Origin of the sequence: Pseudomonas sp. 5C2 (assembly GCF_034314155.1) — a bacterium.
In the GTDB taxonomy this organism is placed as follows: domain Bacteria; phylum Pseudomonadota; class Gammaproteobacteria; order Pseudomonadales; family Pseudomonadaceae; genus Aquipseudomonas.
Map to the genome: position 1 here is coordinate 720605 of NZ_JAVIWH010000002.1, position 25238 is coordinate 745842.

24 protein-coding genes, 1 tRNA gene and 2 pseudogenes are annotated in these 25238 nt (G+C 58.6%); all 27 read left to right on the forward strand.

All coding sequences use genetic code 11. The annotated features are described in order from the left end of the window. The first annotated feature begins 29 nt into the window (after window positions 1-29). Window positions 30-1919: a penicillin-binding protein 2 gene (mrdA, locus tag RGU44_RS04005; protein ID WP_322179644.1), complete on the forward strand. Its 1890-nt coding sequence runs from the start codon at window positions 30-32 to the stop codon at window positions 1917-1919. Window positions 1920-2192: 273 nt separating this feature from the next. Beyond that, window positions 2193-3053, forward strand: coding sequence for a MurR/RpiR family transcriptional regulator (locus RGU44_RS04010; RefSeq protein ID WP_322215753.1), 861 nt, complete (start codon window positions 2193-2195; stop codon window positions 3051-3053). Between the two features lie 66 nt (window positions 3054-3119). Then, window positions 3120-3680 carry a D-alanyl-D-alanine dipeptidase gene (ddpX, locus tag RGU44_RS04015; RefSeq protein WP_322179642.1) on the forward strand — a complete coding sequence of 187 codons (561 nt, stop codon included), beginning with the start codon at window positions 3120-3122 and terminating at the stop codon, window positions 3678-3680. 209 nt (window positions 3681-3889) lie between these two features. After that, window positions 3890-5446, forward strand: coding sequence for an ABC transporter substrate-binding protein (locus RGU44_RS04020; RefSeq protein ID WP_322179641.1), 1557 nt, complete (start codon window positions 3890-3892; stop codon window positions 5444-5446). A 108-nt stretch (window positions 5447-5554) separates the two neighbouring features. Beyond that, the gene (locus tag RGU44_RS04025) at window positions 5555-6571 is read left to right on the forward strand and encodes an ABC transporter permease (RefSeq protein WP_322179640.1); all 1017 of its coding nucleotides are present in this window, start codon (window positions 5555-5557) and stop codon (window positions 6569-6571) included. 1 nt (window position 6572) lies between these two features. Then, the gene (ddpC, locus tag RGU44_RS04030; RefSeq protein WP_322179639.1) at window positions 6573-7472 is read left to right on the forward strand and encodes a D,D-dipeptide ABC transporter permease; all 900 of its coding nucleotides are present in this window, start codon (window positions 6573-6575) and stop codon (window positions 7470-7472) included. Window positions 7473-7474: 2 nt separating this feature from the next. Further along, the gene (locus RGU44_RS04035; RefSeq protein ID WP_322179638.1) at window positions 7475-8500 is read left to right on the forward strand and encodes an ABC transporter ATP-binding protein; all 1026 of its coding nucleotides are present in this window, start codon (window positions 7475-7477) and stop codon (window positions 8498-8500) included. Beyond that, on the forward strand, window positions 8497-9489 hold the full coding sequence (locus RGU44_RS04040) for an oligopeptide/dipeptide ABC transporter ATP-binding protein (RefSeq protein WP_322179637.1): 993 nt from the start codon (window positions 8497-8499) through the stop codon (window positions 9487-9489). The genes RGU44_RS04035 and RGU44_RS04040 overlap by 4 nt, the downstream gene beginning before the upstream one ends. Window positions 9490-9660: 171 nt before the next feature. Further along, window positions 9661-10698, forward strand: a pseudogene (locus RGU44_RS24890) (cache domain-containing protein); the annotation flags it as partial. Window positions 10699-10788: 90 nt separating this feature from the next. Next, window positions 10789-11553, forward strand: a complete 765-nt coding sequence (locus RGU44_RS24895) for a methyl-accepting chemotaxis protein (RefSeq protein ID WP_407074630.1) — start codon at window positions 10789-10791, stop codon at window positions 11551-11553. 173 nt (window positions 11554-11726) lie between these two features. Then, window positions 11727-12560: a phosphonate ABC transporter ATP-binding protein gene (gene phnC, locus RGU44_RS04050; protein ID WP_322215758.1), complete on the forward strand. Its 834-nt coding sequence runs from the start codon at window positions 11727-11729 to the stop codon at window positions 12558-12560. Window positions 12561-12617: 57 nt separating this feature from the next. Next, window positions 12618-13628 (forward strand): phosphonate ABC transporter substrate-binding protein, encoded by a 1011-nt coding sequence (gene phnD / locus RGU44_RS04055; protein WP_322179634.1) that lies wholly within the window; start codon window positions 12618-12620, stop codon window positions 13626-13628. A gap of 73 nt (window positions 13629-13701) precedes the next feature. Next, the gene (gene phnE, locus RGU44_RS04060) at window positions 13702-14490 is read left to right on the forward strand and encodes a phosphonate ABC transporter, permease protein PhnE (RefSeq protein ID WP_322179633.1); all 789 of its coding nucleotides are present in this window, start codon (window positions 13702-13704) and stop codon (window positions 14488-14490) included. Window positions 14491-14524: 34 nt separating this feature from the next. After that, a complete protein-coding gene (gene phnF / locus RGU44_RS04065; RefSeq protein ID WP_219060709.1) occupies window positions 14525-15229 on the forward strand; it encodes a phosphonate metabolism transcriptional regulator PhnF in 705 nt (234 codons plus the stop codon). 14 nt (window positions 15230-15243) lie between these two features. Continuing rightward, on the forward strand, window positions 15244-15699 hold the full coding sequence (gene phnG, locus RGU44_RS04070) for a phosphonate C-P lyase system protein PhnG (RefSeq protein ID WP_322215760.1): 456 nt from the start codon (window positions 15244-15246) through the stop codon (window positions 15697-15699). Beyond that, a complete protein-coding gene (phnH, locus tag RGU44_RS04075; RefSeq protein WP_322215762.1) occupies window positions 15699-16313 on the forward strand; it encodes a phosphonate C-P lyase system protein PhnH in 615 nt (204 codons plus the stop codon). The genes phnG and phnH overlap by 1 nt, the downstream gene beginning before the upstream one ends. After that, window positions 16313-17404 (forward strand): carbon-phosphorus lyase complex subunit PhnI, encoded by a 1092-nt coding sequence (locus RGU44_RS04080; RefSeq protein WP_322179629.1) that lies wholly within the window; start codon window positions 16313-16315, stop codon window positions 17402-17404. The genes phnH and RGU44_RS04080 overlap by 1 nt, the downstream gene beginning before the upstream one ends. Continuing rightward, window positions 17401-18276: an alpha-D-ribose 1-methylphosphonate 5-phosphate C-P-lyase PhnJ gene (locus RGU44_RS04085; protein WP_322215764.1), complete on the forward strand. Its 876-nt coding sequence runs from the start codon at window positions 17401-17403 to the stop codon at window positions 18274-18276. Before RGU44_RS04080 ends, RGU44_RS04085 begins: the two co-directional genes overlap by 4 nt. After that, on the forward strand, window positions 18273-19097 hold the full coding sequence (gene phnK / locus RGU44_RS04090; protein WP_322179627.1) for a phosphonate C-P lyase system protein PhnK: 825 nt from the start codon (window positions 18273-18275) through the stop codon (window positions 19095-19097). The genes RGU44_RS04085 and phnK overlap by 4 nt, the downstream gene beginning before the upstream one ends. Window positions 19098-19152: 55 nt before the next feature. Continuing rightward, window positions 19153-19869 (forward strand): phosphonate C-P lyase system protein PhnL, encoded by a 717-nt coding sequence (gene phnL, locus RGU44_RS04095; RefSeq protein ID WP_322179626.1) that lies wholly within the window; start codon window positions 19153-19155, stop codon window positions 19867-19869. After that, on the forward strand, window positions 19863-21023 hold the full coding sequence (locus RGU44_RS04100) for an alpha-D-ribose 1-methylphosphonate 5-triphosphate diphosphatase (protein ID WP_322215767.1): 1161 nt from the start codon (window positions 19863-19865) through the stop codon (window positions 21021-21023). Before phnL ends, RGU44_RS04100 begins: the two co-directional genes overlap by 7 nt. Further along, a complete protein-coding gene (gene phnN, locus RGU44_RS04105) occupies window positions 21023-21592 on the forward strand; it encodes a phosphonate metabolism protein/1,5-bisphosphokinase (PRPP-forming) PhnN (RefSeq protein WP_322179624.1) in 570 nt (189 codons plus the stop codon). Before RGU44_RS04100 ends, phnN begins: the two co-directional genes overlap by 1 nt. Next, window positions 21583-22332 (forward strand): phosphonate metabolism protein PhnP, encoded by a 750-nt coding sequence (gene phnP / locus RGU44_RS04110; protein WP_322179623.1) that lies wholly within the window; start codon window positions 21583-21585, stop codon window positions 22330-22332. Before phnN ends, phnP begins: the two co-directional genes overlap by 10 nt. 131 nt (window positions 22333-22463) lie before the next feature. Continuing rightward, on the forward strand, window positions 22464-22880 hold the full coding sequence (locus RGU44_RS04115) for an SRPBCC family protein (RefSeq protein ID WP_322215769.1): 417 nt from the start codon (window positions 22464-22466) through the stop codon (window positions 22878-22880). Window positions 22881-22969: 89 nt separating this feature from the next. Next, window positions 22970-23491, forward strand: coding sequence for a superoxide dismutase [Cu-Zn] SodC (sodC, locus tag RGU44_RS04120; RefSeq protein WP_322179621.1), 522 nt, complete (start codon window positions 22970-22972; stop codon window positions 23489-23491). 75 nt (window positions 23492-23566) lie between these two features. Further along, window positions 23567-23642 (forward strand) — tRNA-Asn (locus tag RGU44_RS04125). A 501-nt stretch (window positions 23643-24143) separates the two neighbouring features. Continuing rightward, window positions 24144-25175: pseudogene (locus RGU44_RS24900) on the forward strand (cache domain-containing protein); the annotation flags it as partial. Window positions 25176-25238: the final 63 nt, after the last annotated feature.

Consider the following 25238-nt stretch of genomic DNA (forward strand, 5'->3'; position numbering starts at 1 on the left):
TTCCCCTTTTTTAACGAGAAGCTGTAGCAATGCCTGAACCAATTCCCTTGAAGGACCACGAGAAAGAAACGCAACTGGTCAATAAGCGTTTGCTTGCGTGTGGTCTGCTCGTGGCCGTGTTGAGCTGCATTCTGGTGGGCAGAATGTATTTTCTGCAGGTAACCGAGTTTGCTTATCATTCGACGATTTCAGAGAACAATCGTGTGCATGTCCTTCCGATCCCGCCGGAAAGAGGCATGATTTACGACCGTAATGGTGTGGTGCTGGCGGACAATCGGCCCAGTTTCAACCTGATCATGACCCGCGAGCGGTCCGGGGACTGGAGCCAGGTGCTGGACTCCCTGATCAGTATTCTTCAGTTGCCTGAAGAAGACCGGATTTTGTTCGACAAGGATCTGAAGCAAGCCCGTCATCGCTTCGACCCTGTGACGTTGCTGTATGAGTTGACCGAAGAACAAATTGCCCTGGTCGCCGTCAATCAGTTTCGCCTGCCGGGGATCGACGTCGAGCCGCAGTTTGTTCGACATTATCCGTTGGGCGCGCATTTCGCCCATTCCATTGGTTATGTGGGCAGGATCAACGAAAAAGAGTCCAAGCAACTGTCAGTGGATTATCGCGGCACTCAATCGATCGGCAAGACCGGTATCGAGCGCTTCTACGAGTCTGAACTGCATGGCCGGGTCGGTTATGAAGAGGTCGAAACCAATGCGCAAGGGCGGGTGTTGCGCGTGCTCAAGCACACGGACCCTATCCCCGGTAAAAGTATTGTCCTGAGCCTGGATATCGGTCTTCAGGAGGCGGCGGAAGATGCCCTGGGAGATCGGCGTGGTTCGGTGGTGGCGCTGGACCCGGAAACCGGCGAAGTACTGGCCATGGTCAGCAAACCCAGTTTCGATCCCAACCTGTTCGTCACCGGGATTAGCTTCAAGGAATACGCAGCGCTGCGTGACTCTGTCGACCGGCCCTTGTTCAACAGGGTGCTGCGCGGGTTGTATGCGCCCGGTTCGACGATCAAACCTGAGGTCGCGATTGCAGGGCTGGACAGCAGTGTTGTTACCGCGCAGACCCGGGTGTTCGACCCTGGCTACTTCCAACTGCCGGATTACGATCACAAATACCGAAACTGGAACCACAGCGGTGATGGTTGGGTGGACATGGATGCCGCCATCATGCGTTCCAACGACACCTATTTCTATACGCTGGCGCACAAGCTCGGCATTGATCGCATGCATGACTACATGACCATGTTTGGCCTGGGACAAAAAGTGTCGCTGGACATGTTTGAGGAGTCGGCGGGGCTGATGCCTTCCCGTGAGTGGAAGCGGGCCACGCGACGTCAGGTCTGGTTCCCGGGTGAAACCGTCATCTTGGGTATCGGGCAGGGGTATATGCAGGTGACACCGCTGCAACTGGCCCAGGCCACCGCGTTGATTGCCAACAAAGGCGTGTGGAATCGGCCTCATCTGGCGAAAACTATCGATGGTGTGTCACCGGTCGATGAACACCCGATGCCTAACATCGTGTTGCATGACTCCAGTGAGTGGGATCAGGTCAATCACGGTATGCAGATGGTGATGCATGACCCGCGTGGCATTGCTCGGGCTTCTGCCCTCGGCGCGCAATACCGGATTGCCGGTAAAAGCGGCACGGCCCAGGTGGTTGCGATCAAGCAGGGTGAGCGCTACAACCGTTTGAAAACCCTGGAGCGCAACCGCGACAACGCCTTGTTCGTTGGTTTCGCCCCGGCGGCACATCCGAAAATCGCGGTCTCGGTCATGATCGAGAACGGTGAAGCGGGCGGTCGCGTGGCGGGTCCTGTCGTGCGCCAGGTGATGGACGCCTGGTTGCTCGACAAAGAAGGCCACTTGAAGCCGCAATATGCGACGCCGGTCAAAGCGCCGGGTGAGCCGCACGTCTGATACGCCGCATCAAGCTCACGTTATGCGCGAACAAATGCGCTCCAACAGGACGCGCATTTGCCCGCGAAGCAGGCTGGTCAGATCCCGGTTTATGCCCGTAAACCGGGCGTTCAAGCTTCATCGTGCACCACTGTGAATCAATAAAAATCTTCCTGAAAATTTCTGCAAAAAAGTCGTTGTATCCGTCTGAATTTGAATGTTATGTTGATAACATATTGAAGATTAATGACCGTCTTCTAACATTTATGGCTGCGCCAAGGCGTTGAATCCGGCATGAACTCCACTGAAAAAAGCAGTTTTCTGGTGACGCTGGAACAGCGCTTCACTGGCCTGACGCCTACAGGGAAGCGTATCGCCGGTTACCTGTTGGCCAACCCTCAGAAGTTGCCCTTCGAAACAGCGGACAGCATCGCGCAGCAAACCGGAACCACGGGCATTTCGGTCGGACGCTTCTTGCGTTCGCTGGGCTACCGTAATCTGGACGACGTCAAACAAAGCTTGCGCGGTGACTCGGGTAATACCTGGCTGATCACCGACCGGCTTGGCGCCTTCCGTGAAGAAGCCACTCACGGCGATGCGCTGGATCGCTCGTTGAGCCGAGAACTGGACGCTATTCAGCACGTGTACGGCCTGGCCCGGAGCGAACAGTTTGCCCACATCGTCGAGCGTCTGTACGCCGCCGATGCGGTATTCATTGTCGGTATTCAGACCACTCGCGGCATTCTCAACGCGTTTCATAGCCACCTCGAATACATCCGGCCAAAGGTCTACTACGTCGATGGCCTGTCCGGGACTTATGCGGAGTCCCTGAACTCAAGTTTCGAGAATCCCTACGCGATCATTTCCGATTTCCGTACCTATTCCAGCGTGGCCCGCACATTCTGCGAGATTGCCAGCAGCAACAATCTGCCCTTGGCATTGGTCACCGATTTCCACTGTCCGTGGGCCAGGGATTACCCCATGGACCTGTTGCAACTGAAGACCGACGTGGGTCAGTTTTGGGATTCCCTGGCACCGCTGACATGCCTTTTCAACCTGATGGTGTCGGCCGTGGCGGAAAAATACGGTGACCGTCTGGACGAGCGTCTGGCAAAAAATCGGCACCTGCAAGAGCTTTTTGGCCAGTTTGAATAGCGCTGCTCAGGGCTATCAAACCGGCAACATGATGACCAGCGTCTTACTTTTGATTGGAGTGTTTACGTGAACAGCAGCCTACTTGTCGAAGTCGATGCCCACGCGCTGCAGGTCGAAATCGATCTGATCTACGCTGGCGCCGATAACCTGGCTGGCACGCCGATTTATCAAGATCCACGCTGCTTGTTGCACCGCGACGCCGAACGCTGCCTGCGCATGGCCAGCCGTCTGGCGCGCCAGGCAGGGTTGAGCCTGCGCATCCTCGATGCCTACCGCCCGCCGTATGCCCAACTGTTGTTGTGGCAGGCGCTGCCTAACCCGGAATACGTGCGTGATCCAACACTCGGTTCGCACCATAGCCGTGGCGTGGCGGTCGATTTAACGTTGATCGACGCCGACGGCCAGCCGCTGGACATGGGCACCGGTTTCGATGACATGCGTGAGCAGTCTCACCAGTTTTTCGCCGACCTGCCTACCGCCGTGCAGCGCAACCGTTTGTTGCTGCTGGGGATCATGCTGAGCGCCGGGTTCCAGCCGATTGCCAGCGAATGGTGGCATTACGAATTGCCCGACGCCGAGAGCTATCCGTTGATTGACGACGGTTCGATCCGTCCGGCCAACCACTGAATAGATGACACCTGCTTGACTGTGACACAGCCTGACATGACCGGGACGACAATGAATCCCGGCGTAAATTCGGTGCAATCCTTTTCCAGAACAGGCAAGGATTGGCCGTTTTCGAACACTCATTGCGAGTGGTCGAGCTTTAACTGCCCGGTATAGCTTTAATAAAAAACCTGACGAACTTCCACATATCGAATGATCAAGGAACCGGCATGAATCTAATCTTCACCCCGCGCAAATTGGCCATGGCCTTGCTGTGTTCGGCTCTGGGTCTCGGTGCCTGGCAGTCGGCCAGCGCCGCCGTGCCGCAAGACACGCTGATGATCGGCAAACCCGCCGACCCGCAGACCCTCGACCCGGCCGTGACCATTGATAACAACGACTGGACCGTGACCTATCCGGCGTACCAGAAACTGGTGGCCTACAAGGTCGAGAACGGCAAGGGCAGCACCGAGGTGCAAGGTGATCTGGCCGCCAGCTGGACCACATCAGCCGACAGCTTGATCTGGGAATTCAAGATCAAAACCGGAAACCTGTTTGATGATGGCGCCGAAGTGGACGCCAACGCGGTAAAGTTTTCTTTCGACCGGTTGATGAAACTCAAGCAAGGCCCGTCCGGTGCGTTCCCCGACGACATGGTGGTGGCGGTGGTCGACCCGATGACCGTGCGCTTTACCCTGAAAGCACCGTATGCGCCGTTCCTCTATACCCTTGCGCATAACGGCGGGGCGATCATCAACCCGGATGTCGCCAAGAAGACCGACGACGTCAACGCATACCTGTCGACCCATACCGCGGGTTCTGGTGCCTTCCGCCTGACCTCATGGCAGAAAGGCCAGTCCTTGACCATGGAGCAGAACACCTACTTTTCTGGCCCCAAGCCAACGCTGAAAAAAGTCGTGATCAAAATCATTGGTGAGGCGTCGGTACGCCGATTGCAACTGGAGCGTGGTGACCTCGACATCATTGAAGACATGCCCGAAGACCAGCTTGATGCGCTGGGCAAAAAAGCCGGCGTAGTGGTTCGCGACTATCCGTCGCTGCGGGTCACGTACCTGTACCTTAACAACAAAAAAGCACCGATGAGCAACCCGGATGCACGCCGGGCTATCGTCGATGCGCTGGATTATGACGGCATCATTAACGGCATTCTCAAGGGCAAAGCCAAACCCATGAACGGGCCGATCCCACAGGGCATGTGGGCGTACGATCCGGCGTTGCCGCCGATGAAGCAGGACGTAGCCAAGGCCAAGGCCGACCTGGCGAAAGTCCCGGAGAAAATCAGCAGCCTAAACTTCATGTATTCGGACAAGGACCCTAACTGGGAGCCTATCGGTTTGACCTTGCAGGCTGGCCTGGCACCGCTGGGGGTCAATCTCAAGTTGGAGAAGCTGGCCAACGCGACCCTGCGTGAGCGCCTGGGCACGGGTGATTTCGATATTGCCATCGGCTCCTGGAGCCCGGACTTCGCTGATCCCTACATGTTCATGAACTTTTGGTTCGACTCCAAGCTGCAAGGCCTGGCGGGCAATCGCTCGTTCTATGACAACCCGGTCGTCGATAAACTGATCCGAGAGGCCGCGTCGAACAACGACACCGCCAAGCGCACCGAGTTGTATCAGCAAGCGCAGAAAATTGTCCTTAACGACAGTGTCTACGCCTACCTGTACCAGAAGAGCTACACGCTGCCGATGCGTGACGCAGTCAAAGGTTACGTGTTCAACCCGATGCTTGAGCAAGTATTCAACATCGACACCATCACCAAGTAAGTCGTCGTTATCGCTCCAGCGACCCACCTGTAAAAGGTGGGTCGTTGCAGCGTTGTGCCCACGGCAGACGTTTATCGCTGCCGATCCGAAGCGTTACCGAGGAGCCTGATGGCCTTCCTGAATATGTTGCGCAAACGCCTGTTCGGCCTGTTGCTGGTCGTTGTGGGCGTTTCGTTGATCACCTTTGCGATTTCCCATCTGATCCCCGGCGATCCGGCCCGACTGATTGCTGGCGACCGTGCCAGCGATGCCATCGTCGCCAACATCCGTCATCAATTGGGGCTGGACCTGCCGCTGTATCAGCAATATGGCCGCTACATGCTTGACCTGTTGCAGGGCGACCTCGGCACTTCGATCCGCACCAGTCGACCGGTGCTCGAAGATTTGCAGGCGTATTTTCCGGCGACTCTGGAGCTGGCGTTGGCGGCCCTGACCCTGTCGATACTGATCGGAGTGCCATTGGGCGTGTTGTCTGCGGTATACCACAACCGGGCCATTGATCAGATTGCACGGACCCTGGCCGTCACCGGTATTTCAACGCCCGCGTTCTGGCTTGGACTGGGCTTGATCGTGCTGTTTTACGGACATTTGGGCTGGCTGCCCGGCAGCGGTCGTCTCGATGAAGGGCTTGAGCCGCCACCGACCTTTACCGGTTTCTACTTGATCGATTCACTGCTGGCAGGCGATGGAGCGCTGTTCTCCAATGCTCTGCAGCATTTGATCCTGCCAGCTGTAACCCTGGGGTTTGTCAACCTGGGGGTGGTGGCGCGGCAGATACGCTCGGCGATGCTCGACCAGCTTGGTGAGGACTACATCCGCACTGCGCGCGCCTACGGCTTGTCGCGTTGGGCGGTAATTCTGCGCCATGCGCTGCCGAATGCGTTGATCCCGTCGGTGACGGTATTGGGTCTGACGCTGGGCGACCTGCTCTATGGTGCGGTGCTCACCGAAACGGTCTTCGCCTGGCCAGGCATGGGCGCTTATGTGGTCAAGTCGATTCAGTCCCTGGATTTTCCGGCAGTGATGGGCTTCGCGATTTGGGTGTCCTTCATTTATGTACTGCTCAACATGGCCATCGATCTGCTCTACCGCGTGATCGACCCCCGCATTGGCGAGGTCAACTGACATGTCTATTCCCGTTAACCCGCTGACCGTCGCGCCGCTTGCCCACCCCCCGCGCTGGAGGGAAAGGTTCGCCTACCTGGCCTACCAGATTCGTCGCAGCCCGCTGACCATGGCGGGCCTGGCGATCTCCCTGGTCGTCCTGCTGTGCATGGCGTTCGCGCCGTGGCTGGCGCCCCATGACCCCAACGCACTGGACCTGGTGCATCGCCTGGCACCGCCTTCCGCCGCGCACTGGTTCGGCACCGATGAAGTCGGCCGTGACCTGTTCAGTCGAGTGTTATACGGCAGTCAGCAATCGGTCGGTGTCGGCCTGTTCGTGGCCTTTTCCTCGTGTCTGATCGGCGGGTTGCTGGGCTGCATGTCCGGGGTCATTGGTGGGCGTTTTGACAGCCTGACCATGCGCCTGATGGACATCATGCTTTCGGTGCCGTCGCTGGTGTTGATCATGGCCCTGGCCGCCGCGTTGGGCCCGAGCCTGTTCAACGCCATGTTGGCGATCACTCTGGTGCGGATTCCGTTCTATGTGCGACTGGCCCGAGGGCAAGCGTTGAGCATCCGTCAGATGGGTTACGTCAAGGCCGCGCAGACCTTCGGTGCCGGGCGCTGGCACATCGTGCTCTGGCACGTGGCGCGCAATGCGATGCCGCCGTTGTTGGTGCAACTGAGCCTGGATATTGGCAGCGCGATCCTCATGGCTTCGGCCCTGGGTTTCATCGGACTCGGCGCGCAACAACCGACGGCGGAGTGGGGGGCAATGGTTGCCACGGGGCGTAACTACATCCTCGACCAATGGTGGTATTCGACGTTCCCCGGCCTGGCGATTTTGGTCACGGCGACCGGATTCAATCTGCTGGGCGACGGCGTACGGGACTTGCTCGATCCGCGTCAACAGGGGAAATGACCATGCAGACCTCTCCAGAAGTGAGCGCACACGTGCCGAACGCGAATACTCCGGTCCTGACCATCGACAATCTGAGCGTGGAGTTTCCCGCTTACCGCAGTACGGTCAAGGCCCTCAACGGCGTTTCGCTGCACGTCAATCCTGGCGAAATCGTCGGAGTGATCGGCGAGTCCGGTTCAGGTAAATCCGTCACCGCCATGCTCAGTCTGCGCCTGTTGCCCGAACGCAGTTACCACGTCAGTGGCGGCAGCCTGCACATTCTGGGTCGCGACATGCTCGCGGCCAAAGAAAAAGACCTGCTTAAAGTCCGTGGCCGTGACGTCGCGATGATTTTCCAGGAGCCGATGACTGCGCTTAACCCGACCCGCCGTATCGGTCGACAGATGCTTGATGTGATCATTCATCACCAGCACTTGAGCAAGGCCGATGCACGGGCCAAGGCCATTGCTCTATTGCGTGACATGCACATTGCCGACCCTGAGCAGGTGTTGGAAAGCTACCCCTTCGAGCTGTCGGGCGGCATGCGTCAGCGGGTGATGATCGCGTTGGCTTTTTCCTGCGATCCACAGCTGCTGATTGCCGACGAACCGACCACTGCGCTGGACGTCACTGTGCAGCGTCAGGTGCTGCTGCTGTTGCGGGAAAAAGCCCGAGAGCGTGGCACTGCAATCCTGTTGATCACCCATGATATGGCGCTGGTGTCGCAGTTCTGCGATCGGGTCTACGTGATGTACACCGGCGCCGTGGTGGAGCAGGGGGCGACTGGCGAGGTCATGGTCGATCCGCGCCATCCCTATACTCGCGGTTTGCTCAGCGGCCTGCCGGAGCAAGTGCAGCCGGGTGAAGACCTGATGACTATTCCTGGCCAGGTTCCGAATCTTGCCGCGTTGCCCGCAGGTTGTACGTTCCGCGACCGCTGTCAGTACGCGATGCCGGTCTGCAGCAAACGCCCGCCCTTGCAAGCCATTGACGCCGAAGGTCTGCGCAAGAGCGCTTGCTGGCTGACTGTACAGGAGCAAACATCATGATCAGCACTGCACGTAAACGACTGCCCAGCGACAATGCGGCGATTCTCGGCCTGAGCGATGTGCGGGTGCATTTCCCGGTGGGCAGCGATTGGCTGGGGCGTCCCAAGGGCATGGCTCATGCCTTGAACGGTATTGATCTGGACGTTCGTGCTGGTGAAACTCTCGGCGTGGTCGGTGAGTCCGGTTGTGGCAAAAGTACGTTGGCGCAACTGTTGATGGGGCTGATCAAACCCACCAGCGGGACGCTGGACTGGATCTATAACGACGCCCGCGAGCGCAGCAGTAATGTGCAGATCGTGTTCCAGGACCCGCAGTCGTCTCTCGATCCGCGTCTGCCGATCTGGAAAATCATCACCGAGCCGCTGTTCGTCCAGCGCGCCGTCCCGCGTCGAGAGATGCGCGATATCGCAGCCAAAGTTGCAGCTCAAGTGGGCATTCGCACCGAGTACATGGACCGCTTTGCCCACCAATTTTCCGGTGGGCAGCGGCAACGCATTGCCATCGCCCGAGCACTGTCGTCCAACCCGGACATCATCGTCCTCGACGAGCCGACCTCGGCACTGGACATTTCGGTGCAAGCGCAGATCCTCAACTTGCTGAGTGAACTGCAACGCAGTCGCGACCTGACCTACATCCTGATCTCGCACAACGTTTCCGTCGTCCGGCACATGGCCGACCGTGTGGCCGTGATGTACCTGGGGCAGATAGTCGAACTGGGCAGCGCCGCCGAAGTGCTTGATCACCCGAGGCACCCTTACACGCAATTGTTGCTGGACGCGGTGCCACGTCTTGGCGCGCCGATTGATAATGCCCAGGTCGCCGCCCCCACTGAACTGCCCGGCAACCGCAACCTGCCCACCGGCTGTTTCTTCCGCGACCGCTGCCCGCGTGCCACTGCTGGCTGTGACAAACCGCAGGCGTTGGTGGCGACGAAGGGTGAGGCAAGGGACCGCCTGGTGCGCTGTCACTTGGAGTCTGTGATGTTGTGATGTTGTGATCAGGAGGGAGGTTGGGTACGCGGCGGGTCGAAAAAACGGGTCTTCTTCAAGCAACGGCTTCCTTTTCAAGGCGTAAGTCCGTACAACGCTGCATCGCCATTCCCCTGTTCGCACTTGCGTTGCGAATATGCGGTTGTCATTCCTTGTAGTGGATTTGCTCGCATGATCAAAAGTCTGGGTTTCAGTAGGAAGATTCTGCTCGCCGCCACGTTAATTATTGTTGTCGCATTTACGAGTTTTATTGCCGTGAATGACTATCGGCAACGTCAAACCGTGCGTGCCAATGTTTTTCTTGAACTGCAACAGTTAGCCAGTCTCACTACGCATAACATCCAGACCTGGCTGGAAAGCCGCACTCAGTTGCTGCAATCGATGGCCCAGCAAATTGCCGTTGACGGCACATCCCCGAGTACGCTGCAACGGGTGGTCGGGCTGCCAGCTTACGTCGATAATTTTCAGCTGAGCTATTTTGGCGGTAATGATGGCGTGATGTTTTCCGTCCCGGCGGGCAACCGCGCTGCGGATTACGACCCACGCCTTCGCGGCTGGTACAAGGCGGCTGAAAGCGCCCGGACGACCATCGTGACGGAACCGTATATTGCTGCGTCTTCGGGCAAACTGGTGGTCACCCTGGCCACTCCCGTCAAACATGACAATCAGTTTGTCGGGGTGGCGGGCGCCGATATCGCGCTGGACAGCATCAGCAATACCATCAACGCTCTGAATTTTGGTGGTCACGGCTATGCATTCATCGTCAGCGGTGACGGCAAAATTCTGGTTCACCCGGACAGCAAGCTGGTCCTGAAAAACCTGAGCGATGCCTACCCGACCGGTACGCCAAAAATTGCTCCCGGGGTTACTGAAGTCGACTTGCCCGGCAAGTCGGAATTCATCTCCTTCACCCATGTCGACGGCCTTGCTTCGGCGAATTGGTACGTGGCGCTGGTACTTGATCAAGACGCGGCCTATTCGATGCTCAGTGAGTTCCGCACTTCGGCGCTGACCGCCATGGTGGTGGTCGTGGTCTTTATCATCGTGCTGTTGGGCCTGCTGATTCGTGTGCTCATGCAGCCGTTGCACCTGATGAGCCGAGCGATGCAGGACATCGCCGACGGTGAGGGTGATTTGACCAAGCGTCTGTCCATCCATTCTCAGGATGAGTTCGGCGCGTTGGCGCAGTCATTCAACCGTTTCGTTGAACGTATCCATGCGTCGATTCGAGAAGTGGCCAACACCGCCGCTCATCTCAGCGAGGTGGCTGCGCGGGTCGTGTGTGCTTCAAACTCGTCCATGCTCAACTCCGACGAGCAAGCCAACCGGACCAGCAGTGTTGCTGCGGCTATCAACGAACTGGGTGCGGCGGCCCAGGAAATCGCGCAAAACGCATCCTTGGCCTCGCAGCATTCCAGCGCTGCCAGCCACCTTGCCAGCGATGGTCAGAAGGTCGTGCAGCAGACTATCCAGGCGATGAATCTATTGTCGGAAAAAATCAGCTCGTCTTGCGTCAACATTGAGAGCCTCAACAGCAAGACCGTCAACATTGGCCAGATTCTTGAGGTGATCACCAGCATTTCGCAGCAGACCAATTTGCTCGCGCTCAATGCCGCCATTGAAGCGGCAAGGGCGGGCGAGGCAGGCCGAGGCTTCGCCGTGGTGGCCGATGAAGTGCGCAACCTTGCGCATCGCACCCAGGATTCGGCTCAGCAAGTGCAGAAAATGATCGAAGAGTTGCAGGTTGGCGCACGGGAAGCGGTAGTGACCATGACCGAAAGCCAGCGCCAGAGCGAAACCAGCGTCACCATCGCCAATCAGGCCGGAGATCGACTGAGTAGCGTGACTGGCCGCATAGGCGAAATCGACGGTATGAACCAGTCGGTTGCTACCGCGACCGAGGAGCAAACGGCCGTCGTCGAGTCGATCAATGTTGATATCACTCAAATCAACACCTTGAATCAGGATGGTGTAGGCAACCTGAAATCGACCCTTGAAGCCTGTGCCGACCTGGAGCACCAAGCCGCTACGTTGCAGCATCTGGTGGGGACGTTCCGCATCTGAGTCTGCGTTAGACGTCCCCGGCCTTCGCAGAGAGGGCCGAGGCGTCTACAAACCGTCAACCAATCGTTACCTTACTGTCATCCCCGGTTCATGGGCCTGAAACACCTTCTCTTTACTGTCAGTTGCACACAAACGCAGCCGTGCAAAGGCTGTTCAACCAGACAGAGAAGCCCATGAACGCAGCTATCCATGTCGACCGTCTGAACAAGACTTTTGCTCGCAAGGCTGCTTTGATTGATCTTGCGTTGTCTATACAACCCGGTGAAATGGTTGCGCTGATCGGCGCTTCAGGTTCGGGAAAATCCACGCTGTTGCGCCATATGGCGGGGCTCGCGCGTTGTGATCGCACCAACGGCGGCCGGGTGCAGGTGCTGGGCCGCGAAGTGCAGGCCTCAGGCCGCCTCAATGGCAACGTCCGCCAGCTGCGGGCGGATATCGGCTACATCTTCCAACAGTTCAATCTGGTCAATCGCCTCAGCGTGCTGGACAACGTGTTACTCGGTTGTCTGGGGCGCATGCCCGGCTGGCGCGGCAATCTGGGCCTGTTCAATACTCAGGAAAAACAGTGGGCGATGGAGTCCCTGGACCGCGTGGGTCTGGCCGATCTCGCCACTCAGCGCGCCTCGACCCTTTCAGGCGGTCAACAACAGCGCGTGGCGATTGCTCGTGCGTTGACCCAGCGGGCCGACGTTATTCTGGCCGATGAACCTATTGCGTCACTGGACCCTGAGTCCGCACGCAAGGTCATGGAAATCCTCGCCGATATCAATCGCCGTGACGGCAAGACCGTTGTCGTCACCCTGCATCAAGTGGATTACGCCGTGCGTTATTGCCAACGCGCCGTGGCCCTTAAAGCCGGGCGCATTCATTTTGATGGCGCCGCTGAAGCACTCAGCACTCAACTTCTCAACGACCTGTACGGTGCGGATCTGGACAGCAGTCTTCTGTTCTCCGACAAAACGCGTAGCGCCGAAAGACCGTTAAAACTGGCGCTTGCGCAGGCCTGATTTCGTTGCAGTTGCTCTAAAAAACAAACAACCAACGCCACCTTCAGGAATCCTTCCATGTTGAATCGTATGGGTCGTGTTTTCGCGTCTGCCGCCTTACTGGCCACCTGTTTCCTGAGCACCGCTCAGGCTGAAGAAAAAGTCATCAACTTCGGCCTTATGTCCACCGAGTCTTCGACCAATCTGCGAAGCGTCTGGCAGCCGTTCCTCGACGATATGTCGAAAAAAACCGGTCTTAAAGTCAACGCGACCTTCGCCTCCGACTATGCCGGATTGATTCAGGGTATGCGCTTCAATAAGGTCGATATCGCCTGGTTGGGCAACAAGGGCGCGATGGAAGCCGTGGACCGTTCCAACGGTGAAATCTTTGCCCAGACTGCCGCCGCCAATGGGGCCGCCGGTTACTGGAGCCTGTTGATCGTGCGCAAGGACAGTCCGATCAACTCGGTCGAAGACATGCTCAAAAACGCCAAGGACCTGACCTTCGGCAACGGTGATCCAAACTCCACCTCCGGTTACCTGGTGCCGGGCTACTACGTCTTCGCCAAGAACAATGTGAATGCCGCCACCGCCTTCAAACGTACGCTCAACTCCAGCCATGAAGTGAACGCCTTGAGCGTGGCCAAAGGTCAACTCGACGTTGCCACTTTTAACACTGAAAGCTGGGACCGTCTGGTCGTTACCCAACCGGACCAGGCCGCCATGCTCAAGGTCATCTGGAAGTCGCCATTGATCCCTGCCGATCCGATGGTCTGGAACAAAGGTCTGTCGGATGTCGACAAGGGAAAAATTCGCGAGTTCTTCGCCACCTACGGCGATACCGATCACGAGAAGGCTGTACTCAAAGAGATGCAGTTGGGCAAGTTCCTGCCGTCCTCCGACGATCAATTACTGCCGATCCGCCAGCTTGATCTGTTCAAGCAGCGCACCGAAGTCAATGCCAGCACCACCCTCGACGCCAAAGAAAAAGCCGAGCGACTGAAAGAGCTCGATGCGGGTCTGGCCAAGCTGCAAGAACGAATCACCAAGCTGGAAAAGAAGAGCACCTCCAGCGCCAGCGCCGGTTGACGCCTGCCGACGCGACGCCCCCGCGCGTCGCGTCATCGCAGCCTTTTATGGCTGCCCTATTTGAGAGCCGTTTATGACTTCCAATGCTGCACATGCTGAAGCCGTCGGCAAACGTACCTGGCCGCAATATGTGGGCTGGGGCCTGTTCCTCGCCATGCTGGCCTGGGCCTGGCATGGCGCTGAGATGAACCCGCTGGCGCTGTACCGCGATGCAGGGAACATGGCGACCTTCGCAGGTGACTTCTTCCCGCCAGATTTCCGCGAATGGCGCTCGTACCTCAAAGAAATGATTGTCACGGTGCAGATCGCACTGTGGGGCACGGTGCTGGCGATTGTCTGCTCGGTGCCGTTGGGGATTCTGTGCGCCGAGAACATCACCCCGTGGTGGATTCATCAGCCATTGCGCCGAGTCATGGACTCGTTCCGTTCGATCAACGAAATGGTGTTCGCGATGCTGTTTGTGGTCGCGGTCGGTCTGGGCCCGTTCGCTGGCGTTCTGGCGTTGTGGATCAGCACCACGGGGGTCCTCGCCAAGCTGTTTGCTGAAGCGGTCGAGGCCATTGATCCAGGCCCCGTCGAAGGCGTGCGCGCTACCGGCGCCAGTGCTCTGCAAGAAGTCATCTACGGGGTCATCCCGCAAGTCATGCCGCTATGGATTTCCTACGCCCTGTATCGCTTCGAGTCCAACGTACGCTCGGCCACGGTGGTCGGAATGGTCGGTGCCGGGGGGATTGGCGTGATCCTTTGGGAGAACATCCGGTCTTTCCAGTTCGTCCAGACCTGCGCCGTATTGCTGGTGATTATCGTCGTGGTGAGCGTGATCGACATCCTGTCGCAACGCCTGCGTAAACAGTTCATTTAACGGAGAGGGTGCCAAACGGCGCTTTTTTTAAACCATGCAGTTGTCTAGACAAATTGAACCCGTTTACCGCGAACTGGCGGACACTTTGCGCCGGGAGCTCGGCGATTATCGGGCCGGGGATTACCTGCCAGCGGAGATCCGCCTGGCCGCGCGATTTTCCGTCAACCGGCATACCGTGCGCCGCGCCATTGATGAGTTGGTGCTCGATGGCAGCGTGTTGCGTCGCCAGGGCCGTGGCACCCAGGTGCTGGAGCGTCCGCTGATCTATCCGCTGGTTGCAGAAAGCGCGTATAGCCAGTCGTTATCGGCGCTCGGGCATGGGGTTGAAGCCCGGCTGCTGCAGCGGCGTAGTTGCCTGGCCAACCGCGATGAGGCGAGGCACCTGGGACTGGCCGATCAGGCACCGCTGATTGAGCTGCAAACATTGCGCATGGTCGACGGTCAGCCCGTGAGCTTGATCCGCCACCGTTACTGCGCCAGCCGAACCGAGCTGCTGGCGCCTTATACCGGGGGCTCGCTGCGCCAGTTTTTCGCTGAGCGCGACCTGCCGTTGACCCGCACATTCAGCCTGATTGGCGCGCGCCTGCCGAGTCGTGAGGAGGCGGGTCTGTTGCTCATGCCCCGTCATTTGCCCGCGCTCAGTGTTTTTACCCTTTCCCGTGATTCGTCCGGCCAGCCGGTGGAGCTTGCGCAGTCCACCAGCCGCTCGGACCGTTTCCAATATCAGGTCATCACATGATGGAGATGCCGACGATGAGTTCCGCTCCTGTAGCCCCGCACGCAGCCCGACAACAGTGGATCGGCGTACTCGCCCGTGCCCACCGTGGCGAATTGAGTGGCCATGAAGCGGCCCTGCGTGACACCGAATATCAACTGATTCGCGCTCCGGAAATCGGCATGACCCTGGTCCGTGGGCGCATGGGCGGCACCGGTGCGCCGTTCAACGTCGGTGAGATGAGCGTGACCCGCTGTGTAGTGCGCCTGGCGGATGGGCGCACCGGTTACAGCTATCTGGCCGGGCGCGACAAGGCTCATGCCGAACTGGCCGCGTTGGCCGACGCGCATCTGCAAGGCCCGCAACAGGCGCGCTGGTTGAGTGAGTTGATCGAACCCCTGGCCCGTGCCCACGCCGCACGCCGCGCCGAAAAAGACGCTGAAACCGCAGCGACCAAGGTCGAGTTCTTTACCTTGGTCCGAGGAGAAGACTGATGAGTACAACCCTTTTGCAACCGGCATTCGCCGACCCGGTGCTGGACGCTCAGCGCAGCTTCCGTGCGGCGCTCAAGGCCCTGGCTGGGCCGGGTGTGGCCCAACCGCTGGAACAGGCTCCGCCGCTGGAAGGGCTGGCGCCAGCGAGCTACGCGCTGTGTCTGGCGCTGCTCGATGTCGACACGCCGCTGTGGCTGGCGCCGGCATTCGATACACCGATGATTCGCGCCAACCTGACCTTTCACTGTGGCTGCGCGATGGTCAGCCGTCGTGAACAGGCACGTTTTGCGTTGCTTGATGACAGCGAACTTGGTGATTTACAGGGCTTCGATCCGGGCAATGACCGTTACCCCGATCAGTCCTGCACCTTGTTGATCCAGTTGGATCAGCTCGATGGCGGGCGTCCTCTGGCGTGGCGCGGCCCGGGCATCCAACACGAAAACCGGGTCGCCTTGCCACTGTCTGACGGGTTCTGGAGCGAGCGCGACGCACACAACAATTTCCCCCGAGGGCTGGATGCGTTTTTTCTCGCCGGGCACAGCGTCATCGGTCTGCCGCGCAATACCCGCATCAGCCACGTGAATCCAACAACCCTGGCTGAGGAGTTTGCCTGATGTACGTAGCCGTAAAAGGTGGCGAGCAGGCCATCGACAATGCCCACCGTTTGTTGGCGAAAAAGCGCCGCGGTGACACCACGATTGCGGAGTTGGCAGTCGAGCAGATTCGTCAGCAACTGCCATTGGCCGTGGCCCGAGTGATGAGCGAGGGATCGCTGTACGACGAGCAGTTGGCCGCCCTGGCGATCAAGCAAGCCGCCGGGGATTTGATCGAGGCGATCTTCCTGCTGCGCGCCTATCGCACCACGCTCCCACGTTTCAGCGCCAGCCTGCCGATTGATACCTCGGTCATGCAACTGAGCCGACGCTTATCCGCAACCTTCAAGGATGTGCCGGGTGGGCAGCTGTTGGGCCCGACCTTCGACTACACCCATCGCTTGCTGGACTTCACATTGCTGGCTGAAGGCGAACATCCGGGACCGCACGTAGAGGAGGGCGCGACACTCGAACCTTGCCCGCGCGTCCTCGGTTTGTTGGCCAAGGAAGGCTTGATCAAAACTGAGAGTGACAGTGGCGAAGCCGTTGCCGACATCACACGTGATCCTCTGGAGTTCCCTTCCAGCCGTGCCCAGCGCTTGCAGGCCCTGGCCCGTGGCGATGAAGGATTTCTGCTGGCGCTGGGCTATTCCACCCAGCGCGGTTATGGACGCAATCACCCGTTCGCCGGGGAAATCCGCATCGGTGAAGTGGAGGTCTGGATCGAACCGGAAGAGCTCGGCTTTCCTATCGCCATCGGCACCCTCGAAGTGACCGAGTGCGAAATGGTTAATCAGTTCGTTGGCTCTGGCGCGGAACTCGCTCAGTTCACCCGAGGCTACGGTCTGGCGTTTGGGCATGCCGAGCGTAAAGCCATGGGCATGGCTTTGGTGGACCGCTCACTGCGGGCTGAGGAGTTCAACGAAGAAATCCAGTCGCCGGCGCAGCAGGAGGAGTTTGTCCTCAGCCATTGCGACAACGTCGAGGCGGCCGGTTTCGTATCGCACCTCAAGCTGCCGCACTACGTCGACTTCCAGTCCGAGCTGGAACTGATCCGCAAGCTGCGCAAGCCCGCAGCCGTGCAGGCCACTGTGCAGGAGAGTCAGCAATGAACAGCGTGACGCATGACCGTCCTGTGCGCGACGAGGCCTACAACTTCGCTTATCTCGATGAGCAAACCAAACGCATGATTCGGCGCGGCCTGCTCAAGGCCGTGGCGATTCCCGGTTATCAGGTGCCCTTCGGCGGCCGCGAAATGCCGCTGCCGTATGGCTGGGGCACGGGTGGCATGCAAATGACCGCAGCCATTCTTGGGGCTGATGACGTGCTCAAGGTCATCGATCAGGGCGCGGACGACACCACGAATGCGGTCTCGATTCGGCGATTTTTTGCCCGCACCGCTGGCATTGCGACCACCGAGCGCACGCCGGAAGCAACAGTGATCCAGACCCGTCACCGGATCCCGGAAACCCCGCTGCACGCGGATCAGATCATGGTCTATCAGGTGCCAATCCCGGATCCGCTGCGCTTTATCGAACCGTCGGAAACCGAGACCCGGACCATGCACGCGCTGAACGACTATGGGGTGATGCACGTGAAACTCTACGAGGACATCGCCACCTTCGGCCACATCGCCACCAGCTACGCCTACCCGGTGATGGTCGATGATCGCTATGTGATGGACCCGTCGCCGATTCCCAAATTCGACAACCCGAAGCTCGACATGAGCCCAGCGTTGATGCTGTTCGGCGCCGGTCGTGAAAAGCGCCTGTACGCCGTGCCGCCTTACACCCGGGTGGTGAGTCTGGATTTTGAAGATCACCCGTTTGCAATCCAGACGTGGGAAGAGTGCTGCGCGATCTGCGGCAGCCGCGACTCTTATCTGGATGAACTGATCCTCGACGACGCCGGCACCCAGAGCTTCGTCTGCTCGGACACCGACTATTGCGCCCAGCGCAGCAGCGAACAGGAGGCCGGTCAATGAACAACCCAGTGCATCACTCCCAGCGGTTGCGGGACCGGCAAGCCGACCGTGCGCAGCCGCTGCTCGAAGTACGGGGTCTGTCGCGTTTATACGGGCCGGAGAAAGGCTGTCAGGACGTGAGCTTCGACCTGTACCCCGGCGAAGTGTTGGGCATCGTCGGCGAGTCCGGCTCGGGCAAATCGACCTTGTTGTCCTTGCTCAGCGGCCGTTGCCCGCCCGACAGCGGTGCCGTCGCGTATCGACGTAAAGAGGGCGACTGGCTCGACCTCTACAGCGCCAGCGAAGCCGAACGCCGCACTTTGCTGCGCACCGAATGGGGGTTTGTGGAACAGAGTCCGCGCGATGGCCTGCGCATGGGCGTGTCGGCTGGCGCCAACATCGGTGAGCGACTGATGGCTCAAGGCGTACGTCACTATGGGCAATTGCGGGCCGCCGGAATCGACTGGCTGACCCAGGTGGAAATTGACCCGCTGCGCATTGACGACCTGCCGCGTACGTTTTCTGGCGGCATGCAACAACGCTTGCAGATCGCCCGCAACCTGGTTTCCGGTCCGCGCCTGGTGTTCATGGACGAGCCGACAGGGGGGCTCGACGTCTCGGTCCAGGCGCGCTTGCTTGACCTGTTGCGTGGTCTGGTACGGGAGCTGGACCTGGCGGTGGTGATTGTCACCCATGACCTTGCCGTGGCGCGGTTGTTGGCCGACCGGCTGATGGTCATGCGGCGCTCCAACGTAGTGGAAGCCGGGCTGACCGATCAGATCCTTGATGACCCGCAGCATCCGTATTCGCAGCTGCTGGTGTCTTCGGTGCTGCAACCGTGATCCGTCCATTCGCCGGGCGATCCCCGGCCGCCGTCGTCTTTTTGGGGTGTGCTTGATGAACAGGCTGATCGAGGTCCGCGACCTCTCGAAAACCTTTACGCTACATCAGCAGAACGGTGTGGTGCTCAACGTACTGGACGGCCTGAGCTTTACCGTCAATGCAGGCGAATGCCTGGTGCTGCATGGGCAGTCCGGTGCGGGTAAAAGCACCTTGCTGCGCACGCTGTACGGCAACTATCTACCGGCGGGTGGCAGCATTCGGGTGCAACATGAAGGTGGCTGGCTGGAACTGGTCGGGGCCCAACCGCGTGATGTGTTGGCCGTACGCCAGCAAACCCTTGGCTATGTCAGCCAGTTTCTGCGGGTGATCCCGCGTGTCGCCAGTCTGGACGTGGTCATGGAGCCGGCACTGGCGCGAGGCTGGTCGAAGACGTTGGCCAAGGCCCGCGCAGAAAACCTGCTGGCACGACTGAATATTCCGCAGCGCCTGTGGCAGCTGGCGCCCGGCACCTTCTCTGGCGGCGAGCAGCAGCGGGTGAACATAGCTCGGGGCTTCATGGTTGCCTGGCCCGTGATGCTGCTGGACGAACCCACGGCGTCACTGGATGACACCAATCGTCAGGTTGTACTCGAACTGATGAACGAAGCCAAAGCGGGAGGGGCTGCCTTGATCGGTATTTTTCACGACCGTGCTGCCCGTGAAGCGGTCGCCGACCGCCATCTCGACATGACCCCGAATGCCCCGACGGCAAAGGAATCACTGCCATGCTGACTGAACAGATCCTTAGCAACGCGCAACTGGTCACCGCCGATCAGGTTTTCAACGGCACGGTGGTGCTGCGCAACGGCCTGATCGTCGAGGTGGACGAGGGCCGAAGCAGGCTGCCTCAAGCACACGACCTGCAAGGTGATTACCTGCTGCCGGGTTTGATCGAGCTGCACACCGATAACCTGGAAAAACACATGACGCCGCGCCCCGGTGTTGACTGGCCATCGACCTCGGCTGTACTCAGCCATGACGCGCAGATCGTGGCTGCGGGCATCACAACGGTGTTCGACGCGCTGTCCATCGGTGACGTAAACCCCAAGGGCAATCGCATGCAGAAATTGCCCGCGATGCTCGACGCTATCGCTACGGCCAATGCCGCCGGTCTGACCCGCGCCGAACACCGTTTGCACCTGCGTTGTGAACTGTGTCACCCGGATACCCTGAGCGTGTTTCGCGACCTGGTGGAGAATCCGCTGGTGCAACTGGTGTCGGTTATGGACCATTCGCCAGGTCAGCGTCAGTTCGCTCTGGAGTCCAAGTACCGCGAGTACTACATGGGTAAGTACCACCTGACGACGGTCGAGATGGACGCGTTCATCGTCACCCAGATGGCTAACTCCCGTGAGTTCAGTAGCCGTTACCGGCGCGCCATTGTCGAGGATTGCCTGGCACGCGGTCTGTCGGTGGCCAGCCACGATGATGCGACCCTGGCGCACGTCGAAGAATCGGCCAGCTACGGGATGACCATCGCTGAGTTCCCGACCACCCTGGAAGCAGCACGGGGCTCCCATCGTCTGGGCATGGGGGTGTTGATGGGCGCACCGAACATCGTGCGTGGCGGTTCGCACTCGGGCAATGTGGCGGCGGCCGACCTTGCTAAAGAAGGACTACTGGATATCCTCTCCAGCGATTATTATCCGGCCAGTCTGTTGCAGGCGGCATTTATGTTGGCTGCCCGGAACGAAGACCAGCGGCATAGCGATTGTGATCTGCCTCAAGCCGTCGGCATGGTCAGTCGCGCCCCGGCCCAGGCCGCCGGGCTCAATGACCGGGGTGAGATCCGGGTCGGGCTGCGTGCCGACCTGATTCACGCTAGACGTCAGGACGGATTACCGGTGATTCAACAGGTTTGGCGACAAGCGAAGAGGGTGTTTTGATGGCGGGCAGGTTGATCTATCTCATCGGACCTTCAGGTTCGGGCAAGGACAGCCTGCTCGACGCTGCACGTGAGCCGTTAGCCGATCAGGGCTGCCGGATCGTGCGGCGGGTCATCACCCGTTCGGCTGAAGCGGTCGGTGAGGCGGCGCAAGCGGTCAGCATCGAGCAGTTCATGGCGATGCAAGACGAGGGAGCGTTCGCCTTGAGCTGGCAAGCCAATGGCTTGCACTACGGGATCCCAAAGGAAATCGACGAATGGCTGGAGGCCGGGCTGGATGTTTTGGTCAACGGCTCGCGTGCTTATCTGCCTCAAGTGCATCAACGCTATCCGAGGTTGCTCGCGCTGCTGTTAACGGTGGATCAGGCCGTGTTACGTCAGCGTTTGCAGGCCCGTGGTCGTGAATCACTGCCGGAGATCGAAGCACGATTGGCGCGCAATGCCGATTTCGCTGCGGCCTTGATGGCAGCTGAGGATAAGGCGTTGTGGCTGCTGGATAACTCCGGCCCCATCGAACAGACCCTTGAGCGGCTGCTGCAACTGATAGGTAAAGAGCCCGCATGCACCTGACTTTGCTGGGCACCGGCGATGCGCGTCAGGTACCGGTCTACGGTTGCGACTGCCCGGCGTGCGCCGCTGCACGCTCGGACCAGCGTTTGCGCCGTCTACCGTGTAGCGCTCTGATTGAATGCGCCGGCCAACGCTGGCTGATCGACACGGGCCTGACCGACATTACCGAGCGTTTCCCGCCGCGCAGCTTTGACGGCATCCTGCAAACCCATTACCACGCGGACCACGCACAAGGCCTGCTGCATTTGCGTTGGGGCCAGGGATGGGTCATTCCGGTACATGGGCCGGTCGATCCAGAAGGCTTTTCCGACCTGTACAAACACCCGGGTATTCTCGACTTCAGTCGGCCCTTTGCTGCCTTTGAAACGCGGCAGTTCGGTGCCCTGAGCGTGACCGCGGTGCCGTTGATGCATTCAAAGCCCACGCTGGGCTACCTGCTTGAAGGTGAGGGGCGACGCATCGCTTACCTCACCGACACCGTCGGCCTGCCAGAGTCGACTCGCGATTTTCTGCAATGCCAGCCCCTCGATGTATTGGTGCTGGACTGCTCCATGCCCCCCCAAGCCCAGACACCCCGCAACCACAACGATCTCAACCTGGCGCTGGCTTGCATCGCCGACCTGCAGCCGCATCAAGCGGTGTTGACCCATATTGGCCACACGCTGGATGCCTGGTTGCTGGATGAGGCGCATCAACTGCCGGCACGGGTGATCGTTGCGCATGATGGTATGGTGCTGTGACAAGGCAGTGGATTTCACCCGGCGCTGTGTTGCTGAGCGTTGTGATTCAGCGTGCGGCTGAAATTGATGATATTAGCCGCCTGTTCAATTGAGCCTTTCCCAATCCATCGAATCCTGCTTGGAGAAATACCGTGGCTAAAGCGTCTGCAACGATCGAAATTCCAGCAACTGCCGATCAAGTCTGGCAGCTGATAGGGGGGTTCAACTCATTGCCCGACTGGTTGCCGTTCATTGCCAAAAGCGAAGCGAGTGAGGGTGGGCGCGTGCGTCACCTGGAGACTGACGACGGCGCGGTGATTGTCGAACGACTCCAGACTTTCGATAACAAGGCGCGCACCTACACTTACTCCATTGATCAGGGGCCATTTCCGGTTACAGATTATCTGGCGAAGGTGCAGGTCCGGGAAGTGGCGGGCAAACAGGTGACTCAGGTCGAATGGTCGGGCAGCTTCACCCCGGCCGGCGTGACCGATGCAGAAGCCGTCGGGCTGTTCAGCGGTGTCTATAACGGTGGTCTTGAGGCACTCAAGGCTAACTTTCCAGGCTGAAGTTCATCGTGTCGTCATGTGTAAGATGGGCCGCTGACAAGTGTTCCTTCTTATACTCCAGGCTCTTTTCGATAAACCCTGGAGGCACCATGAAGTTGTATGGCTGGTTGGTATTGATGGGGGCAATGTCGTGCGGCGTTGCCCAAGCCGCGTCGAAAGAAGTTTCGATGAATCTGGTGAGCGCTGACGGTCTGCCTCAGGCCATTGGCTCGGTTACGCTTAGCGAAACAGAATATGGGGTACTGTTCACGCCCAACCTGAAATCCTTGCCTGTTGGGGTACATGGTTTTCATGTGCATCAGAACAGCAGCTGTGAGGCCGCATTGAAAGACGGTAAAAAGTCTGCGGCAGAGGCGGCCGGAGGTCATTTCGATCCGCAGGGCACCAACAAACACCTTGGGCCATACGGTAAAGGTCACTTGGGTGATTTGCCTGCGATCTACGTAAATACCGATGGCACCGCGACCTATCCGGTGCTCGCGCCGCGGATCAAAAAGATTTCCGACATTGATGGCCATGCGTTGATGGTCCATGCCGGGGGCGACAACCATGCCGACACGCCAAAACCGCTGGGTGGTGGCGGTGGTCGCATGGCCTGTGGGGTCATCTGATTTTGGCCAGACAGGGCAAGGAAATTTTTACCGAAGGCTTGACTTGCCCTTTTCAATCAGTAACATAGACCACATTCCGCGATAGCTCAGTTGGTAGAGCAAATGACTGTTAATCATTGGGTCCCTGGTTCGAGTCCAGGTCGTGGAGCCACTTCCTTTAAGGTGCAAGTTTCAGGCCGTTGAGCGCTGGCTTGCACGCTTCTGATTAATCAAGGCACGCAGCTTGCATTGTCGCTGCTCCGGTGCCGCGATCATCATGCGGTTCGCTAGATTTTCAGCTCATTGCCCAAAAGCGCTACGTGGGCAAAGCTGGTCCTCCCAGTACCTTACCAAATCTTTTTCATCCCCTCCAGCTATCCCTCCAGCACCCTTTGCAACCTGTTTCTGCACGTTGTTTGTGTGCGTTTTCGTCTGAAAAAAGCCAAGTGTCAGCACGCGCGATGGCTGTGCATTATTTTTTACATTTCTGGTTAATCTTTAGTTCGTTGCTGTCGATACAGAAGCGATAGCCCAGAAAAGACTGAAGAACGCGGATGCTCCTCAAGGGAACGGAGGAATAACCGGTTTGCCCTCCAAAAAATAATGGCCATTTCGCGCTCTTTCGGAGAAAGGGAGCCCTTGGTCATGAAGACCCGAGCGGACACTAGACGCCATGAATAACAATTTGCGCTTCAGCCATAAAATTCTGCTGGCCGCTTCGCTGATCGTGATTACAACCTTCGCACTCTTTACCCTGTACAACGATTACTTGCAGCGCAATGCGATTCGCACCGATCTGAAGAACTACCTGCAAGAAATGGGTAGCGCCACTGCAGGCAACATTCAGACCTGGCTGAACGGGCGGACCCTGCTCATTGAAAACCTCTCGCAATCTGTTGCGCTTAATCCCGACGCAACGAACGTGGGCAATGTGCTCAACCAGAAAGCCCTCACTTCCAGCTTTATGAGCGTTTACCTCGGCGGTTCGGATGGCAGTTTTACTATACGGCCAGACAGCAAGATGCCGGACGGCTACGACCCACGCATACGGCCTTGGTATAAAGGTGCGCAAGGCAGCAACGTTTCGGCACTGACTGAACCCTATATTGATCTGGCAACTGGCGAGTTGGTGATTTCCATTGTTGATGCCGTGCAAAAGGCCGGTCAAAACCTTGGAGTAGTGGGTGGTGATTTGAGTCTGAAAACCATTGCCGACAGTATTAACGCGCTGGACTTCGACGGCATGGGTTATGCCTTTCTGGTCAGCTCCGACGGCAAAGTTCTGGTTCATCCAGACAAAGCCTTTGTGATGAAAACCCTCAAAGACATTTACCCGAAAGACACGCCACCGATCAGCGGCAATATCAGTGAAGTCCAGGTCGACGGTAAAACCCGTATCGTCACCTTCAGTCCTATCAAAGGCCTGTCCTCGGTTAGCTGGTACATCGGCCTGTCCGTGGATAAGGATAAAGCCTACGCAATGTTGAGCGAGTTCCGGGCCTCTGCGATTGTCGCGACCATCATCGCGGTCGTCATCATCATTGCGTTGCTTGGCATGCTGATCCGTTTTCTGATGCAGCCCCTGTATGTCATGACCCGCACCCTACAGGACATCGCCGATGGTGAGGGTGACCTGACCAAGCGCCTGACCATCCAGACTCAGGATGAGTTTGGCATTCTGGGTACCGCATTTAACCGTTTCGTTGAGCGAATTCACGGCTCTATCCGCGAAGTGTCCTCGGCCACTGAACACCTCAACGAGGTGGCA